A 15,905-nucleotide genomic window follows, 5' to 3' on the forward strand; every position below is an offset into this window, starting at 1 on the left:
GGCACGGTTGAGGACCTGGCTGTTCTCTCGGATCTTGATCCGGATTGCGTCGAGATAGATCACCGGATAGAACTCCTCCAGCGGCCGCGACTGCCACGCCAGGACCTCTTCGCTCACGGCGTCGGTGATGTTGGAGATCGTCTCGTGCGACAGGTCCGTGCCGATCGTGGAGGCCAGGTGGTGCTGGATGTCCCGGATCGTCATTCCGCCGGCATAGAGGCTGATGATCATGTCATCCAGGCCCCCGAGGCGCCGCTGGCCCTTGGGCACCAGGCGCGGGGTGAACGACCCGCCCCGGTCTCGCGGGACGTCCAGCTCGATCGGCCCGACCTCGGACTCCACGGTCTTCGGGGTGGTCCCGTTGCGGGAGTTGGCGTGCTTCGGCGCCTCGCTCGAGCCCTTCTCGTAGCCCAGATGGCTGGTCAGCTCGGCCTGCAGGCCCCGCTCGAGCGCGGCCTTGACCAGCGCGGGCACGAACCCGCCGTCACCGGTGAGCTCGACGCCGCCCGCGTCGATCTGCGCGAACAGGGCATCAAGCTGCCCTGAGGCTTTCAGCTGCTCGACCAGGTCCTGGCCCGAGGGCTCGCCTGGGTTCTTCTCGTCGATCATGGTCATGATTCTTACCGTTCCTCTCGGTACGGCTTACACAGACCATCTGACACGCCCCGGCAGTCAGGCGAAGGGTCGCCCCAGGGCCTTCCACTGCTCCTCGAGCTCGGCGCGCCAGCCCTTCGGTGGCAGCCACGGCACGCCCCAGGCGGCCAGCTGGGCCTTGGTCCATCCGCCGGCCGGCGTGCGCGCGGCAGCGACCTCGTCCGGGCTGGGCGTGCTCGGCTCGTCACACATGGGAGAGGACGCATGACCAGCACCCCTACGCGCGCCAAGCGCAAGCAGACCGCCCGCGAGCTAGCCGAGCGATTCGGAGTCTCGCCGCGCACCATCCGCCGCACCGTCGCCCAGGAACGCGCGGACTACTTGGCGGACGCCGCCGCACGCCATAAACGCATTCGTGCTCTGCGCGCGGAAGGGCTCTCCATGCGCGCCATTGCTGCCAAGGAAGGCGTCACCGTCGGGACGGTGCACTACGCGATCCACAAGGACGACTGAGACCAGCAAGAAAGCCCCTCAGCGTCTCAACGGAGGACCAGCGACATCAGAAGGCTCTGACACGGAAACGTGCTCTACTCCAAAGTGCGAGCTCCTAAGGGCCGCGATGAACGCCAACCGGCCATCAGCATCGCCTAGGTGTGATGTCCAGGGAGGTTGTTGAGCCGGGTGGCAGGCGCGGCGCCGATCGCGGAGTGGACGCGATGATGATTGTAGAAGTGCAGCCATCCAGGCAACGCGGCCCTGCGTTCCGTCTCTGAGCTATAGAACCGGGCGTAGGCCCACCCGTCAGCGAGCGTGCGATGGAACCGCTCAATCTTCCCGTTCGTCTGCGGCCGGTAGGGCCGAGTCCGCTTAGGCTTGATCCCGAGCTCGGTGCAGGCATCACGCCAGGCATGCGAGCGGTAGGCCGAGCCGTTGTCCGAGAGCACCCGCTCCACCTCCACACCCAGGCGCGCGAAGTGGGCGACCGCGCGGCGCAACACCGCGATGGCCGTCTGGCTGCGTTCATCGGAGTGCATCTCGACATAGGCGAAGCGGGAGTGATCATCGATCACGGTGTGCAGAAAGCCCACCCCGAGCCGGGGCTGGTATCGGGCATCACGGGTTCCTTCGCGGTCCGAGGTCGCCGCGCGGTGCTTCATGCCCTGCTGGCGCCCGACGAATCGGTGTCCGCCCCCGTCGGGGATGCGCCCGAACTTGGTGACGTCGACGTGGATCAGCGACCCGGGGTGGGGGTGCTCGTAGCGGCGGATCGGCTCGCCGGTGACCCGGTCCAGACGGGCGAGGCGGTTGATCCGGCAGCGCACGAGCACGGCATGGACGGTGGAGGCCGGCATCCCGAGTTCTCCAGCGATCTGTGCCGGCCCCAGGCGTCGGCGCCATCGGGCGGCCACGATCTGTTTCACCACCGCCGGCGGTGTTCTGGTCGGCATCGTGGACGGCCGGCTGGACCGGTCTGCCATCCCTGCAGGTCCCTCGGCCCGGAAGCGTGTGGCCCATTTGCGTGCGGTGGGTGCGGAGACCATGAACATCTTGGCCGCGGTGGCGACCGGCCAGTGCTCCTCGACGATGAGCTTGGCCAGGCGTAGGCGGGCGCGAGGGGTCAGGGCGGCGTTAGCGTGGGACATGAAGGCCTTCTGTTCGCGTGAGCGGTTTCTCGACAACTCCACTCTCGCAACAGGAGGCCTTCGCCTGTCAGCTATTCACGCAACAACGTCCCTGGACATCACACCTAGGAAGAGGTCCTCTTGAGCGAGAGGGATCAGAGAGCAATAGCGGTGCATAGAGAACGCACAGTACAGTGGGGCGCGTCATATCCACTCGAAGGAGACTCTCATGCCCGACAAGCATCGACCGCGCCTCTCTCGTCTAGCCCAGTCCGGGGCCGCGTTTTCCATCGTAGGAGCCCTCACCGTCAGCAACTTCGGGGCTACCGCCTGGGCGGCCCAGCCCGCCTTCACCCCTCAAGCAACAGACGGGTACGCAGCCGCCGCCTCGCTTCCCGGCGACTTCGAGAATCAAGGAAGCACATCCAGCGAGTGGGATGTCTCTGATCTTCTAATCGAGGAAAAGAAGACCGGCCCGGAAGTAGCCGAAACGCAGGCGTGGCCCTGGGCTGTCTATAGGTGCCTCATGGGAATCGGTCTCAATGGGCCTCAGATCACCCAGATCATGACTCGGGGGACCCCTGAGGCGTTTCTCGCCGCAGGAGGACGGGCTGCGCTTGCCTGCCTGAGGGGGAAGTGACCTATGCCACTCCGAGGCATTTCCCGCTCAGCCCTTGAAGAGGAGCTAAGGGCAGTCAACGCGAAACTCTCCACCCACCCTCTAGCATCCGCTCCAGTCAAGGAAGCGCACGCACTCGTTGCAACGATGCAAGGAGCAGACAAGACAGAGGTCTCCAAAAGGCTGTCTGACAAGGGGCTCCCATCCCTCGACGAACTAGGAGCCCTCCAGCTCAAGGGGTCAGTTTCTTGGTGGCGCCTAAACAGGAGGAAGAATAAGCTCGAAAAGAAGCTAGAAGAAAAATCAGAATGACGAATATTATAGTCGCTTTGATTGAGAGCCTCGCTTCTAGCTTTGTGACCCCACCCCCTCCTGTGATTAGTTCACTTCTTATGAAGAATTGAACTACTTTTCACACTGACACGGACTGCCCAGCTCCAGCCAATCCCAAATGGCCCTCCCGCGTCCTCGTGGAGCGGTCCGGGGTGCACCCCGGACCGCTCCGGCGCACGGTTGCCCAGCCCTGCGAGAAGTACTTCGTCAAGGTCGCCGCGCTCCATGAACGTATCCGCGCCATGCGCACCGAAGGCATGATCATGCGCGCCATTGCCGAGCGCGAAGGCGTCAGCACACGCGCCGTTCATTAAGCGATCCACAAGAACGACCCGCCGCGCACCCCGGACACCCCCCAGGCCCCCAAAACGGACGCCTCCGACGACGCTTGACCCCCTGCGCCTGCACCCCCAGCACAGTGCAACGAATCCCGGCCTGACTAGGCCGAAAGCGACTTAGCATAGCTAAGTATCTAACTTGCTCCGGCTCCGCCGGTCCGCACCCTGCACGCCCTCCTGCGCCCCTGCACGCCCTCCTGCGCCCCTGCACGCCCTCCTGCGCCCCTGCACGCCCTCCTGCTGCTTACCGCCTCCGCCTCAGCCACCGACCCGTCTTCTGACGCACCCAACGACCAACCCACTGACGCAACCACCGACCCCCAACCAGTCCCGATCCTCGCTGGTGTCGAAGAAGTCAAAAATGACCAGGTCCCGACTTCGCTCCAGAACCTGGTGGGGTCGTTGATGCTGACAAGCGCCCTCCCTATCGTCGTGGGATTCTGGACCGTCATGTTCGGTGCATCCATCCTCATCCGCAAACGAGCAGTCGCATGGGCCACACTTGTTGTCCTGGTCAGCTTGTCAGCCATCGTCAGCTACAAGTTCAAGAGCACCATCACCGACCTTCAGAACCAGGGCCACGACATCGCGAACCTTAGCCTGGACGGGTGGACGTGGTTTGCACTTGCTCTGATTCTGGTTGCCTCGATCCTGCACGTGATCTTCGAGACCGCACGGCATCGTCGCGCCACCAATCGCACTGACTGACCCCAACACGACGGCCAGCCTCAGCCTGAGCCAACTATTCGAAGGCATCACAGGCTGGCCGTCCTGACTGAATCTCCTACGTCAGACCGAGAAGCCCGCGGCCCCGATACCTCTCCGGTATCGGGGCCGCTCCGTCATGGTGCTCCTGTAGTCAGCTCTGCGTCACAGCGACCTGGAGCTTCCGTTCGATTGCTTCGACGCATTCCCGACGCACGGCCTGATACCGCCCAGCACCCTCCTGGCGTTCATCGAAGTGCCCACCATGAGCCAGCCCCGAGAACAACACATCCGTGCGCTCGATAACATCGGTTCCGGCCAACTCGAACACGCGGTACCGGGACCGGTACGGCGCCCCGTTCTTCGTCATCCGCCAGCCACCGTCGCTGAGCATGGCCAGCACGGTGCCGTACTCCCGCTCCACCCACATTGCGCCGGTGCGGTCGTCCTCATAGAGGTCCCACTCCTGCCTGTCCATTTGCTGGACCCAGTGCATGTTCCACGGGCTACCGGTGCCGCGAACCCAGTTCATCGTCGTTCCTCCTCGCTCGAGTCTTCCGGCTGTTGCTCATCTCCCAGGGTGCCCCAGATGTGCCCGTCCGGGGAGCTCTCCCACTCCACACTGAGGTCGTCCCGACTATCAGCCACGGACACCGCCAGCCGTGGAGCCGACGGCGTAGACGAGGACATCTCCAGCACCACGGCCACGTCTTCAGGCTGCCGGGAGGCGGCCAGCCCCACCGGGTTCGACACCGCGACCTGCCCGCCGTCGCCGTCCACCACACGTGCCCGCACGTTTTGCACGCCCGTCGCGGGTCGTTCGAGGGTGTCCTGTTCACGGGTGGTACCAGCCCAGGCCGTGAAGTCGTCCTCGTCGTAGTCCAGCGTGAACGCTGGACGGTCTCCGTACGCCTCGGGCTCCTTGTGCCTCCCGATCTTCGCGCAGCCGGCCTCATCCACCATGCGGCGCAGACGCGCGGTGAGCATCTCCACATGCGGGTGCCACATCATCATCGGGCCCAGCCCCGGAGCCTGTTCCTCCCAGACCTTGTACTCCATGCACATCGCCGCATACAGCTCGGCCGTCAGGTCCGAGTGCTTGTACCAGCACGGCGGCACCACCGAGGTCACCAGCCGGTACTCGGCTACGAACCAGTCCACCCACCGACGCAGCGTGTTCCACGCCTCCCACTGGTGCTCTGCCTTGATCTCCCTCCACCGCGTGCCCATCCACACCGGCGGACCCTCGCCCGCGAGTTCCGCGGCGACCTCCGGGTCGACGTAGGGCAGCGGAGTTCCCGTCTGTCCGTCGTCATCGGCGGTCGCCGGCCCCTCCCAGTCCGTGGGCTCGTCGTCTTCAACCCAGGGCGATGTCATCAGTTCCGTCCTTCTCTCGTGTACCGGCGTGCTGGCCCGCCCAACAGCCTCTCGAGCCGGGCGAACAGCTCCTCAACGGCCTCGCGCCCGTCTGCCCCGGTCGAGCACATGTAGCGATGCGCGGCGTCCTCGCATGTACCGCACAACCACACCCCGATTCCGCCGGTGGCACGACACTCGGCGCGGTCCAGATGTCGTCCATCGGTACAGTGCCACCTCGTGGAGACGGGCCGCTGGCACACATGGCACCGTGCACCCCCGTCCGTGCTCATGCCTGCCTCTGCCGGATCATCCTGGCCACGATCACGACCGTGGCCCGCCTGCGGTCCCATCCAAAGAACTCCTTCTTGCCGTCCATGATCTGATGCAGCCGCTGGTGATGATCCCGGCACAACGGCATCAGGTCGTTGTGCGCTTCGCGGGCCTGCCACCGGCCCTCCTCGTCCTGGCCCACGCCCTTGTACGAGACGTGGTGCAGGTCCAGGGTCCCAGCCTGGGACAGCGTGATCCCGCAGACCTGGCAGGCCGGCTCTTGGCCGGCCTGCCGGCAGTCTGCGAACCACCGCACCCGCCTGTACCCCCATGCCTGGGACCGCAGGTACCGCTTGTACTCGGCCGAGCTGGTGCGGTGCAGCCCGAACCTGCCCATGCCCTCACCGCACCGGGATCGCCGGGGCCGTCTCCGGCACCGGGTCCAACGCCGCCACGGAGTCCTCGGCCCGGTCCGCGTCGGTCGGTGTGGACGGGGCCGGGTCCTTGGACTCCAGCTCAGCCAGCAGCGCCTTCGAGTACCGCCCCGCGGCCTCCTTGATCTGCTTGCCGTCCTTGCGGTCCCACCAGCGGGTCATCTGCATCAGGATCGGACGCCCATTACGGTTCAGCAGGACCCCCCACCCGAACGGCAGCCGACGCAGCTCCGCGACCGAGACCACGTCGGTGTCGTGGATCTGCTCGGAGACCGAGGTGTGGTCCTTGCCGCGAGACTTCGAGGTCCGCATGATCTTGCGCTGGCCGGCCAGCTTGGCGAACTGCTCCAGGTCGGACACGTTCGAGGCACCCCCGAGCTGGACCTTCACCGTGGCCGCATCGAACAACGCCTGCGCCTGCTGCTCGCCCCACTCGTTGCGGGCCTGAGCCATCGACTGGAACACCGCGAACGGGGAGATGCCCACGCCGCCGCCGTCAGCCATGAGCTGGGTCAGCCCCGGCCAGGCACCGGAGATGTTCGCAATCTCATCGAGCACCAGCGACAGCGGCGGGTCGAGCCGGTTCCCGGGCGACTTCGCCGCCAGCTCGCGCGCCCGCTCGGTGATGGCGTCCATCATCGCGATCAGGAACGGCCCCGCCGACGAGCCGCCGGTCTTGGTGCCCACGATGTAGAGCGTCCCGCACTCGGTGAGGAACTTGTCGATGTCCAGGGTCTCCTCGAACCGGTTGGGCCGCAGCACGTCGCGGACCTCGGGCACCGACAGCCCCTTGACCGCACCCTCCACCCCGAACCACTTGGACTGGAGCAGCTTCGGGTCGCCCTCGATGATGCCCTTGAGCACCAGGTTCCAGTTCAGCGCGGCCTTGGGATGCTCGGTCAGGATCTTCACGGCCTCCTTGGCCTCGGCCGGGTTGTTGCCCCACCGCATCAGATCATCCACGGTGCGCTCACCCAGCGCCGCGGCGTGCAGCAGGCACTCCATGATCGTGATCGCCGGGGCCTGCCACTCCGCGTTCGAGCTGGAGGACCCCAGGCCAGAGGCACCGATCAGCGACGCCGCCCGCTGATTCGCCACACGCGGCTCATCACAGCCCGTGATCGGGGACCACTTCAACGTAGAGGGCTGACCGGTCAGCCCCTGCGGGTCGAACAGGGCCACCGGCCCCTTCTTCTTCCGCAGCTCGGCCGTGGCCCCCAGGTTGTCCGCGCGAGAGCTGGTCGTGATGACCGGGCCGGGCGCGTCGAGAATCGCGCCGATCAGCAGGTGCACGCCCTTGCCCGAGCGCGGCGGGCCGATCAGCACCACCGACTCCTCGAAGGACGCGAACACGTCCACGCCCTCGGCCTTGCCCAGCCGCATGGCCCCGTCCGTGATGGCCGGCTTCTTGATCGAGGGCCGGACCTTCTTCACCCGGGACAGCACAGACTTGCGGCCCACCGTCTTGGTGATCTCCGCAGACCGGGCCAGGCCCTCGCGCTCGCGCAGCTCCTTGATGAACTTCTTGTCCGACTGCTGGTACCGGCTCCACGCCGTCACCGCCACACCGATCAGCACGAGGGCCAGCACCCCCAGACCGATCAGCCACCCGATGACCCCGCCGGTGGTCGCCGTGCACCCCTGGACGGTGGCCCCGAACGCGGCCGGGTCGTGCTCGCCCACGAGGAATCCCAGCGGCGCGAACAGCGAGTCCGGCTTCGTCGGTGCCCCGCAGTGGATACGCCCGGCCAGGAACCCGGCCAGCAGGTACGCCCCGTAGAGCAGCACGGCCGGACCGATGAGCCAGATCAGCGCCGTCTCGGCCGGGCTGTCCCCTTCCAGGACCGAGTTGTTGCCACGTTCGCGTCGCATCAGGCCACCGCCTCCTTCGCCTTGTCCATGCGCTCGTCCGTGTCGAACAGCGGCAGCTCGGCCCGCGTGAGCACGTTCTGCACCTCGAACGAGGAATCCCCCAGCCGCCACAGGCCCGTGCCCTTGGGCAGGGACCGCACCAGGGACCGCTCCCGGTCGGACAGTTCCATCTCCGACGTCGTGATCTTCAGCGCGGACCGGTCCTGCCGGTAGATCACCTTCACGTCCGCGTCGGCCAGCAGGGACCGGGCCATCGCGGCCATCTTCGAGCTCTGATCACCAGCCATGTCCAGGTCAGCGATCTTGTGCAGCACGAGCACGTTGAAGATGCCGTACGCGCGGCTGAGCTTCCACTGCTCGACCATGCGCCGCAGGTCGGCCTCGGAGCTGATGTTGTCCCAGCCCTCTTCATAGATCACGATCCGCTGCCCGCCATCACGGGTGGTGACCATCGCTTCGGTCCATGCGCCCGCGCACGCGTTGACCACGCGCACCGCCTCCGGGGAGGCACCCAGCAACGCGGAGGTGTCGATGCTCGTCGCGCACGCCTGCTCATCCAGCACCGCCGTGGTCTCCCCGTCGAACATGCCGGCCAGGTCACCGGAGGACACGCGACCCAACGTCATCATCGTCACCGACGCGGCCTCCGCCTTCATCGCGTCCGGGTCCGAGCGGGCTGCGTCCAGCGCCCGGATCACGTCCGGGATGATCGGCGGACGTCCCTCGGAGTCCGCGACCGCCACGGCCGCGTCCAGGCCCGCCGAGAGCACGTGGTGCTCGGGCGAGGTCATGTCCCGGTCGGTGAGGATCTTCACCAGGGCCACCAAGATGGACATGCGCCGGGTCCGCACCATCGAGGCCCACGCCCGGTCCGTCATCGGCTCGCCCTGCACGTCCGTCGATGGCCGGGTGCCCGGGTCCAGCGGGTTCAGGCGCGTGTCCAGGCCAGGGCCGACCTGGATCACCGATCCACCCAGGCCCTTGACCACACGGGTCCACTCGCCCTTCTTGTCCGAGGCCACCGAGAGTTTGCGCCCGGCCAGCACCTGCCGCACCGCCAGCGACTTGGCCAGCGACGACTTCCCGGTGCCGACCTGGCCGAACAGCATCATCGACATGCCCGAGATGATCCCGGCCTCATAGAGCGCCCACGGATCGAAGCAGAACGCGCCGCCGCCGTGCATGTCCTTGCCGATCATCAGCCCGCGCGCACCCAGACCGGGGCCGGCCACGAACGGGTACGCCGTCGAGACCGTGTGCGTCGTCGTGCGGACCGGCCGCGGGGCCAGCGTGCGCAGCCCCCGCAGCTGCCGTGCCCCGCGCGGTCCGGCCTTGCCCCACTGCGGCTGAGGGAACCGCACCTCCTTAGCCTGCGCAGCCAGCGCCTTCCGCAGCGCCCGCTGGCCTCGCTCCAGCTCCAGGGCCGCACGCTTGGCCTCTCGGGCTTCGTCCTTGCCCGGCTCGATGATCTGGAACAGATCGACCTTCGGTTCTTCACGCATCAGAGCTTCATCCTTCCGAACGGCAGGGCACCGGCCACGAACGCCGCGTCCTGCTCCATCCACACCGGGCGCAGCTCGCACTCGGACGTGATCCCGGAGGCCACGACCTCCGCCGCCGCGGACTCCAGATCGGACCGCGAGGCCCCGGTCACCGTGACCAGCACGACGACCTCCACGCCCGTGTGCCGACGCCGCAGCTCGGCCTCCTCACGCTCGACGTCCTCCAGGGACTGGTCATGTTCCAACGAACCGATGCGACCGAGCTTGGTCATCAGTCGCGAGTTCGTGTGCCAGTCCGTCTTGCGCCGCTGCACGGACCGCACCGCGGCCCCACGCTCGACCGGCGCCAGGAACACCGAGACCGTGTGCCGGAAGTCCCCGGCGAACACCAGCTCGTCCAGGAACCCCAGCCGGGCCAGGTTCTGCGGCAGCTCGGAGACCTTGTAGGTGCGGTGGTAGGTCCCGTCCGTGACCATGTGGCCCGCATGGACCTCCACGGCCATCGGTCCCGCGCTCGAGGGCGCGGTGCCCGCCGTCTTCCCGTCCGCCTTCGTGGTCGAGACCATCACCGAGGCGTCCGGGTCGAACGCCGACCGCGAGAGGCCGGCCAGCGTGCGCGGGGAGTGCCAGGCGGTCACCTGGGTCCCCGAGCGCGGCAGCGTGCTCTCCACCGTCGTCATCAGCTTGAGCATGTGCTCCATGAGCGCCGGGGTGCCCCCGCCGAGCGCCTTGACCTGCGAGGTGATCTTCGACGGGGAGACCACCAGCGTCAGCCACTGCTCGTGCACCGGCATCGACTGGGCCTCCTTCATCAGCTCACGGAACGCCTGGTCCAGGAACGGGTCGACGCTTGCCCCTGACCGGCCCGCGCCCTCCTGCTTGGACTCGTAGAAGTCCTCCACGGCCGCACCGGAGATGAGCGTCGTCTGATCCGAAGCCTGAATCCGCACCACACCCGGCAGACGCGACAGCGCCGCCAGCGACGACCCCCACGACAGGGACCGTTCCTCCTGAGCGTCGAAGGACTCCAGGTCAAAGCCCCGCGTCGTCATGACCTTCGCGCAGACCACCGCTTCCCGGGCGCGCGGGTCCCAGACGAACCCTGCCCCGTTGGGCATCGCGTAGACCATCAGCTCTCCGGCCACACCCGGCAGCCGGAACCGTGTCGGCTCACCCGGCTTGATCCGCCCCTTCGCATCGCGCTGGGCCTGCGGCCCTGCCTCGCTCACGGGTGCCTGCGGCTCGCCGTCCACCAGCTCCAGCACGTGTGCCGGGGCCATCCCCTGGCGGTACTCGAGCTGGTCCGTTGCCCCCCGCCGCAGGTACTGCGCCGCCACCCACACCCAGCCAGGCAGGGACCGGCCGCGGAACCGGGTCGCACCGAACGCGCCGATCACGGCCATCAGCCCGATACCCACGAACATGGCCGGGCCGCCACGCAGGATGAACGCCATGCCGATCAGCACGCCGGCCAGAACCACGATCACCTGCTCCAGGGTCAGCCCCAGGATCAGTCCCTGAGTCCGTTCCTGGGGGAACCGGACGTCGTCGTACTCCGAGTCCATCGACTCCTGAATCATCGTTGCCATCAGCGGCCTCCTCGCATCACCATCGCCCCGGCACGCTGGCGCATTCGGCCAGCCCGCGCCGAAACGCCCCGCATCGAATTCATTGCTCCACGCCCGGCCCGGCTCGCGGCCATCACGCCCGCCTGCTCAGCCTGGCCAGCACCGCCGGCCAGCCACGCGGTGATCGCAAGCATGAAGATCGGCATGGCCGCGGCCACGAACACCAGCACCATGCCAGCCACGGTCTGCACCCAGTCCGTGGACAATGCCGCCATCGCCATGCCCAGCCGCACGACGGCGGCTGCGAGCGGCCCGGCCATGATCAGCCCCAGCATCATCGACAGCCACCGCCCCGCCAGCGCCTTGGCCGGCTCCAGGGCCAGCGAGAAGATCGCCGGGGCCGCGAACGAGGCCAAGATCAGAATCAGCACCAGACGGAAGATCATCATCGCCATCAGCACGAAGCAGGCGAAGAAGATCACCAGCGCGATGATCACCGCGACCACGATCATCCCGTTTTCCGAGTTCTCGCTGGCCATCTCCCACTGCGCGAAGTTCTCGTCCAGCAGGATCTTGTCGTTGGCGGCGTCGTAGGTCAGACCGAACAGTCCCAGCACGCCGGCCACTGCCTCGTCCTGGCCATCGGTGCCACCGGAACCGACCCGCAAGATCCACAAGGTCAGCTGCTGGGTCGCCCCCATCGCCATCCACACCAGCCCGACCACCACGTAGGTCGCCGGGATGCTGAACACCGCCGCCAGGAACGCGCGCACCATGCCGGCCGTGGACCCGCGCACCGCCGAGAGCACGACCTGCACGGCCACGAAGATCACCAGCAGCGGGATCATCGCCACCACGATGATGTTCAGCATCCCCGGGTGGTCGATTACCGTGCTCTCGCCACCGGCCACCGTCGTAGTGACCTGACCGCCGACGACCGTGACCCACCATTCCGGGGTCAGCGCACCCACGGAGAAAGCCTGCTCGATCAGCCCGGAAGCGGCCTTCGCCAGCCCCAGGATCGAACCCCGCATGAACTCCTCGAAGTCCTTCTCCCACAACGTTCTCTCCCTCCGTGAGTGCGCTCAGGACCTCAGAACAGCGGCAGGCCAGCGCCCCAGCCGATCAGGCCCGCGGCACCGGCGATCAGAGCCGCAGCCACGATGCCCCAGACCACGAAGCCGATACCCACGTCCTGCGCGCGGCCGCTCGAGGCGAGCTTGCCGAAGATCCAGACCAGCACGCCGATGCCGACGGCGACGATCAGGAGGACCAGGAAGGTGCCCAACGCCAGGCCCGTGACGTTCTGGATGGTGGGCATCCAGGGCGCGTTGAAGGTTGGTGCGATGTCCGGGACACCGGCAGCCACCGTGGTGGCCGCGAGAATCAGATTGCTCATCAGAGGTCCTCCCGTAGGGATGTGATGTGACGACGGCCCGGATGTCTTCCGGACCGAACGGGCGACTCCCGCCCGCTGCCAGATGTACGACGCGCCCCACCGCCACGCATGTCACCTGGCCCGCACACGAGAAAGCCCCCACCCGCTGCATCCGCAGCAGGTGGGGGCAACTCGCAGATCAGATCAAGAGCAGTTCTGACCCCGCGTCAGCGTCAGGGTCCGCCCGGTCTGAGCACCGTTGGTCAGCGACTGACGCACCACGTGCACCTCGACCGGCGAGCACTCGGCCGTGGCCTCGTTCCGCGCCGAACAGTCCGGCTCACCTGACCCGTTCACCTCGCCCGTGGCGTACCACTTCACCGATGTGACGACCGAGTACGACGACTCCGTGCCCGTAGGCTCCTTGCCCCACTCGTACCCGTCCAACGCGGGCTGTCCACCGAGCAACGCACTGATCACACGCTCACGCTCTGCCCGATCCGGAGACGGCTCCTCCTTGTCGAAGTCCCGCACCGCCTGCCGGCTGCAGGTCAGCTTCGGGGCGTTCTTCTCGATCGCGATCGACTGCGGCCTGGCCCCGGCGGGCATCAGCTCGCTCGTACCCAGCCCAGCCCCCCCAGCTCGCGCCGGCCGTGCCAGCGCCCAGCACCGTCGCCCCCACCGCCGCCAACGCGACCATCGTCCACCCCTTCCGCATCCCGCCAGGCGAAAACAAGGCCCTGCCCCACACCGCCAGCACCACGCCAGCACCCACCGCCAGGATCAGCACGACCAGCGCCGTCCCGACCGCCCATCCACTGATCTGTGACCACCCCGACAGCCCGTCCGGGTTGATTCCGTTCAACATGTCCGACTCCTCGTCGCTCGTCTGCCCCGTCTTGCTTCGTTGCCGTGTCTCGTCCTGGGTTCGCGATCGCCACCGCGAAGGTCTGTCAGCCCGCCATCGCCTGCACCACCACCAGCACCCACACCACGAGCACCGCCAGCGCCACGGCCGCGATCACCCACCGACCCCGGGCCGAGTCCCACCTGTCCGGTACCCGCGCCTGCCACGACGTCGGCAGCGGCGCGTCCACGGACTCCGCCACCCACCGCCGCCCGGCCTCGCCCGTGCGCTGGCGCAGCCGCCGCACGGACGAAAACAGCCCCCGATCCCGCTCTACGTAGACCACGCGCGGCTCCTGACCCTCCGGCCCGTCATGGCTCTGCTCGAACTCCGACTGCTCGATCACTTCTCCGCCCTCTCGTTTCGGATCACCGTTGCCGCCACCCTCAGCAGGTGCCGCGTCTCGGCCAGGTACTGCCGACTCGTGGAGTGGCTGAACCCGGTGGCCTGCATGACGTCCTCGACCGTGACCGCTTCCATCCGGCCCCCCGCCTGCGCGCAGGCCAGCGCGACCCGCCGCGCCCAGTCCCCCGCGTCCCCGTCGTCGGGAAGGCAGCTGATCAGCACGCGCATCGTCACCGCCTGCGCCGAACGGGCCACCTCCTGCGCCGCCCGGACCACCCGGGCACAGCGCACCAGCTCACGCCGGGCCTGACGCAGTGCGGTCACCGAGACACCCATCGCCTCCGATGCCGCCACGACGTCATCCCCGAACGCCAGCACCACGGCCAGGGCACGGGCCGTCATCTCCGAGGACTCCATGACCGACTCGACCACCCGCATCACCTCCGCGACTTCCCGGTGTGCAGCCAGCGCTTCAACCACAGCCTCGGCTGGGTCCTCCATGACCGTCGACACCGCGGTCTTCTCCCGCGCCACCGCGGAAGCCTCCAGCGCCTCCTGGCCCGCCCGCGACCGGCCGACCGCCCGCAGATGATCCACCGCTCGGTTCCGGGCGATGGTGCCGACCCAGGTCCGCAGGGAACCCCGGTCCGGATCGAACCGCTCTCGGGAGTGCCACGCGGACTCCCAGGTGCTCTGGAGCACGTCCTCCACGACGTCGCCGTTGCCCGAGGGTCCGAGCACGGCTACCACCGTGCCTCGCACCGAGGCCACCGCTTCCGCCAGCTCGTCACCGGTCACCAGCACCATCCCCGCCGGAGCCACCCGGTCCGCCTGCCCGGTCATCAGTCCACCGCCTCCATCAACGCCCGTGGCATCGCCCGACGCTCCAGCCGGCAGTGCGGGCAGTCCGCAAGCACGGTCTGCCCGTACGCCGGGACGTGTACGTCCGGGTCCTGGCACGGCTCACCGGTCCGCAGCTCACGCACCTGCCCCGAGGCGGCCGGAGTCTGAGCCACGGCGACCGGCCGGGGCCGGGTCACCGCGACCAACTCCTCGAACTCCGAGGCCAAGGACCGCGCCACGAAGGCCGTGGGCTTGCGCACCGGCCCCGAGGCCCGCGCCAAGACCACGTCCACGATGGACCGCAGCTGCCCGTCTCCGAGGTCCGCAGCCGCCGGCACCCGCTGAACCAAGTCCGCCAGGACCACACCCCGATGGACCAGCCCCACGCCTTCCCCACCGTCGATGACCTGATCGGTCCGTCGTCCGTCGTCCGTCGTCGTCTCCGCGCGCACTGCACCGGACTGACGGACTGACGGACGGACAGATGAGGGTTCTTGAGGGTTAGTCCGCGCGCGATCCTTATAGTCGGCAAAGTCGTGATTGTCGGGTGAGTCCGCCGAAATTGTCGGGTGAGTCGACTCACCCGACAGATTGTCGGGTCGCGTGTTCATGCGGGTCTCAGATTTACCCGACAGATTGTCGGGTCGCGTCTTCGTGCGGGTCTCAGATTTACCCGACAGATTGTCGGGTCGCGTCTTCGTGCGGGTCTCAGATTTACCCGACAGATTGTCGGGTCGCGTGTTCATGCGGGTCTCGGCGTCTTGGACAAGGTCGTTCAGGGCCTCTTCGCGGAGGTAGTACCTCAAGCCGAGGGCGTGTCAACTTGTCTGTGTAAGCGGGGTGGTCACAGGTAGGGGTTGATCCGGTCGGGGTAGGCCGCGGCGAGCTGGGCGAGGGCCTGCTTCCAGTTCGTGACGGCCTGGCCTTCGACGAGCCGGCCCTGGGCTTTGCGCTGGCCGGCGGGTTTGCCCCGGTCCCGAGCGCGTTCGGCGGCGCGTTTGTCTTCGATGTTGCAGATCGCCAGCCAGAGCAGCTTCACCGCCGCCTCGGTCGAGGGGAAGTGGCCGCGGTTCTTGGTCACCTTCCGTAGCTGGAAGTTCAGCGACTCGATGCTGTTGGTCGTGTAGATGACCTTGCGGAGCATGGGTGGGAACTGCAGGAACGGGATGAACCGCTCCCAGGAGTTCGCCCAGGTCGCGGCTGCAGACGGGTACTT

The 15,905-nt window shown here is 67.5% G+C and carries 18 protein-coding genes and 1 pseudogene; 3 read left to right on the forward strand and 16 right to left on the reverse strand.

All coding sequences use genetic code 11. From position 1 onward, the window contains the following. Together G6R13_RS11725 and G6R13_RS12245 are read right to left on the reverse strand one after the other, a co-directional pair. Positions 1-609, reverse strand: a pseudogene (locus tag G6R13_RS11725) (IS256-like element ISMlu11 family transposase); the annotation flags it as partial. 63 nt (positions 610-672) lie between these two features. Further along, positions 673-846, reverse strand: a complete 174-nt coding sequence (locus G6R13_RS12245; protein ID WP_168165774.1) for a hypothetical protein — start codon at positions 844-846, stop codon at positions 673-675. Between the two features lie 12 nt (positions 847-858). On the opposite strand from G6R13_RS12245, the gene G6R13_RS11730 reads away from it, so the two are divergent. Beyond that, positions 859-1,107: an HTH domain-containing protein gene (locus G6R13_RS11730; RefSeq protein WP_049147384.1), complete on the forward strand. Its 249-nt coding sequence runs from the start codon at positions 859-861 to the stop codon at positions 1,105-1,107. A 134-nt stretch (positions 1,108-1,241) separates the two neighbouring features. On the opposite strand, the gene G6R13_RS11735 is transcribed toward G6R13_RS11730, so the two are convergent. Next, on the reverse strand, positions 1,242-2,237 hold the full coding sequence (locus G6R13_RS11735; RefSeq protein ID WP_060974313.1) for an IS481 family transposase: 996 nt from the start codon (positions 2,235-2,237) through the stop codon (positions 1,242-1,244). 208 nt (positions 2,238-2,445) lie between these two features. Between G6R13_RS11735 and G6R13_RS11740 the strand changes: the two genes are divergently transcribed. Beyond that, positions 2,446-2,856, forward strand: a complete 411-nt coding sequence (locus tag G6R13_RS11740; RefSeq protein ID WP_127435035.1) for a hypothetical protein — start codon at positions 2,446-2,448, stop codon at positions 2,854-2,856. A gap of 1,055 nt (positions 2,857-3,911) precedes the next feature. Continuing rightward, a complete protein-coding gene (locus G6R13_RS11750; RefSeq protein WP_127435036.1) occupies positions 3,912-4,214 on the forward strand; it encodes a hypothetical protein in 303 nt (100 codons plus the stop codon). 151 nt (positions 4,215-4,365) lie between these two features. Here G6R13_RS11750 and G6R13_RS11755 read toward each other — a convergent pair whose 3' ends face one another. The 13 genes from G6R13_RS11755 to G6R13_RS11815 all read right to left on the reverse strand — a co-directional run. Continuing rightward, on the reverse strand, positions 4,366-4,743 hold the full coding sequence (locus tag G6R13_RS11755; RefSeq protein ID WP_049145134.1) for a hypothetical protein: 378 nt from the start codon (positions 4,741-4,743) through the stop codon (positions 4,366-4,368). Continuing rightward, positions 4,740-5,588: a hypothetical protein gene (locus G6R13_RS11760; RefSeq protein ID WP_070638873.1), complete on the reverse strand. Its 849-nt coding sequence runs from the start codon at positions 5,586-5,588 to the stop codon at positions 4,740-4,742. The genes G6R13_RS11755 and G6R13_RS11760 overlap by 4 nt, the downstream gene beginning before the upstream one ends. Positions 5,589-5,856: 268 nt before the next feature. Beyond that, a complete protein-coding gene (locus G6R13_RS11765) occupies positions 5,857-6,237 on the reverse strand; it encodes a hypothetical protein (RefSeq protein WP_163721747.1) in 381 nt (126 codons plus the stop codon). Between the two features lie 4 nt (positions 6,238-6,241). Continuing rightward, entirely contained in the window at positions 6,242-8,146 is a 1,905-nt protein-coding gene (locus G6R13_RS11770; protein WP_163721748.1) for a TraM recognition domain-containing protein, read from the reverse strand. Further along, positions 8,146-9,648 carry a conjugal transfer protein TraC gene (locus tag G6R13_RS11775; protein WP_163721749.1) on the reverse strand — a complete coding sequence of 501 codons (1,503 nt, stop codon included), beginning with the start codon at positions 9,646-9,648 and terminating at the stop codon, positions 8,146-8,148. The genes G6R13_RS11770 and G6R13_RS11775 overlap by 1 nt, the downstream gene beginning before the upstream one ends. Beyond that, complete coding sequence (locus G6R13_RS11780) at positions 9,648-11,237, reverse strand: PrgI family protein (RefSeq protein WP_163721751.1); 1,590 nt, start codon at positions 11,235-11,237, stop codon at positions 9,648-9,650. Before G6R13_RS11780 ends, G6R13_RS11775 begins: the two co-directional genes overlap by 1 nt. After that, the gene (locus G6R13_RS11785; protein ID WP_163721753.1) at positions 11,237-12,277 is read right to left on the reverse strand and encodes a hypothetical protein; all 1,041 of its coding nucleotides are present in this window, start codon (positions 12,275-12,277) and stop codon (positions 11,237-11,239) included. Before G6R13_RS11785 ends, G6R13_RS11780 begins: the two co-directional genes overlap by 1 nt. A 32-nt stretch (positions 12,278-12,309) precedes the next feature. Then, the gene (locus G6R13_RS11790) at positions 12,310-12,615 is read right to left on the reverse strand and encodes a hypothetical protein (RefSeq protein WP_163721755.1); all 306 of its coding nucleotides are present in this window, start codon (positions 12,613-12,615) and stop codon (positions 12,310-12,312) included. A 183-nt stretch (positions 12,616-12,798) separates the two neighbouring features. Then, a complete protein-coding gene (locus G6R13_RS12390) occupies positions 12,799-13,203 on the reverse strand; it encodes a hypothetical protein (RefSeq protein ID WP_240335746.1) in 405 nt (134 codons plus the stop codon). A gap of 344 nt (positions 13,204-13,547) precedes the next feature. Next, positions 13,548-13,847: a hypothetical protein gene (locus G6R13_RS11800; protein WP_163721757.1), complete on the reverse strand. Its 300-nt coding sequence runs from the start codon at positions 13,845-13,847 to the stop codon at positions 13,548-13,550. Further along, positions 13,844-14,689: a sigma factor gene (locus G6R13_RS11805; RefSeq protein WP_240335747.1), complete on the reverse strand. Its 846-nt coding sequence runs from the start codon at positions 14,687-14,689 to the stop codon at positions 13,844-13,846. Before G6R13_RS11805 ends, G6R13_RS11800 begins: the two co-directional genes overlap by 4 nt. Next, positions 14,689-15,435, reverse strand: coding sequence for a helix-turn-helix domain-containing protein (locus tag G6R13_RS11810; RefSeq protein WP_240335748.1), 747 nt, complete (start codon positions 15,433-15,435; stop codon positions 14,689-14,691). Before G6R13_RS11810 ends, G6R13_RS11805 begins: the two co-directional genes overlap by 1 nt. Before the next feature lie 98 nt (positions 15,436-15,533). After that, positions 15,534-15,905, reverse strand: a 372-nt coding sequence (locus tag G6R13_RS11815; protein ID WP_205521367.1) for a transposase, incomplete at its 5' end; no start/stop codon positions are given.

It is taken from the genome of Micrococcus sp. Alg238-R198 (genome assembly GCF_900537135.1).
Lineage (GTDB): Bacteria > Actinomycetota > Actinomycetes > Actinomycetales > Micrococcaceae > Micrococcus > Micrococcus luteus.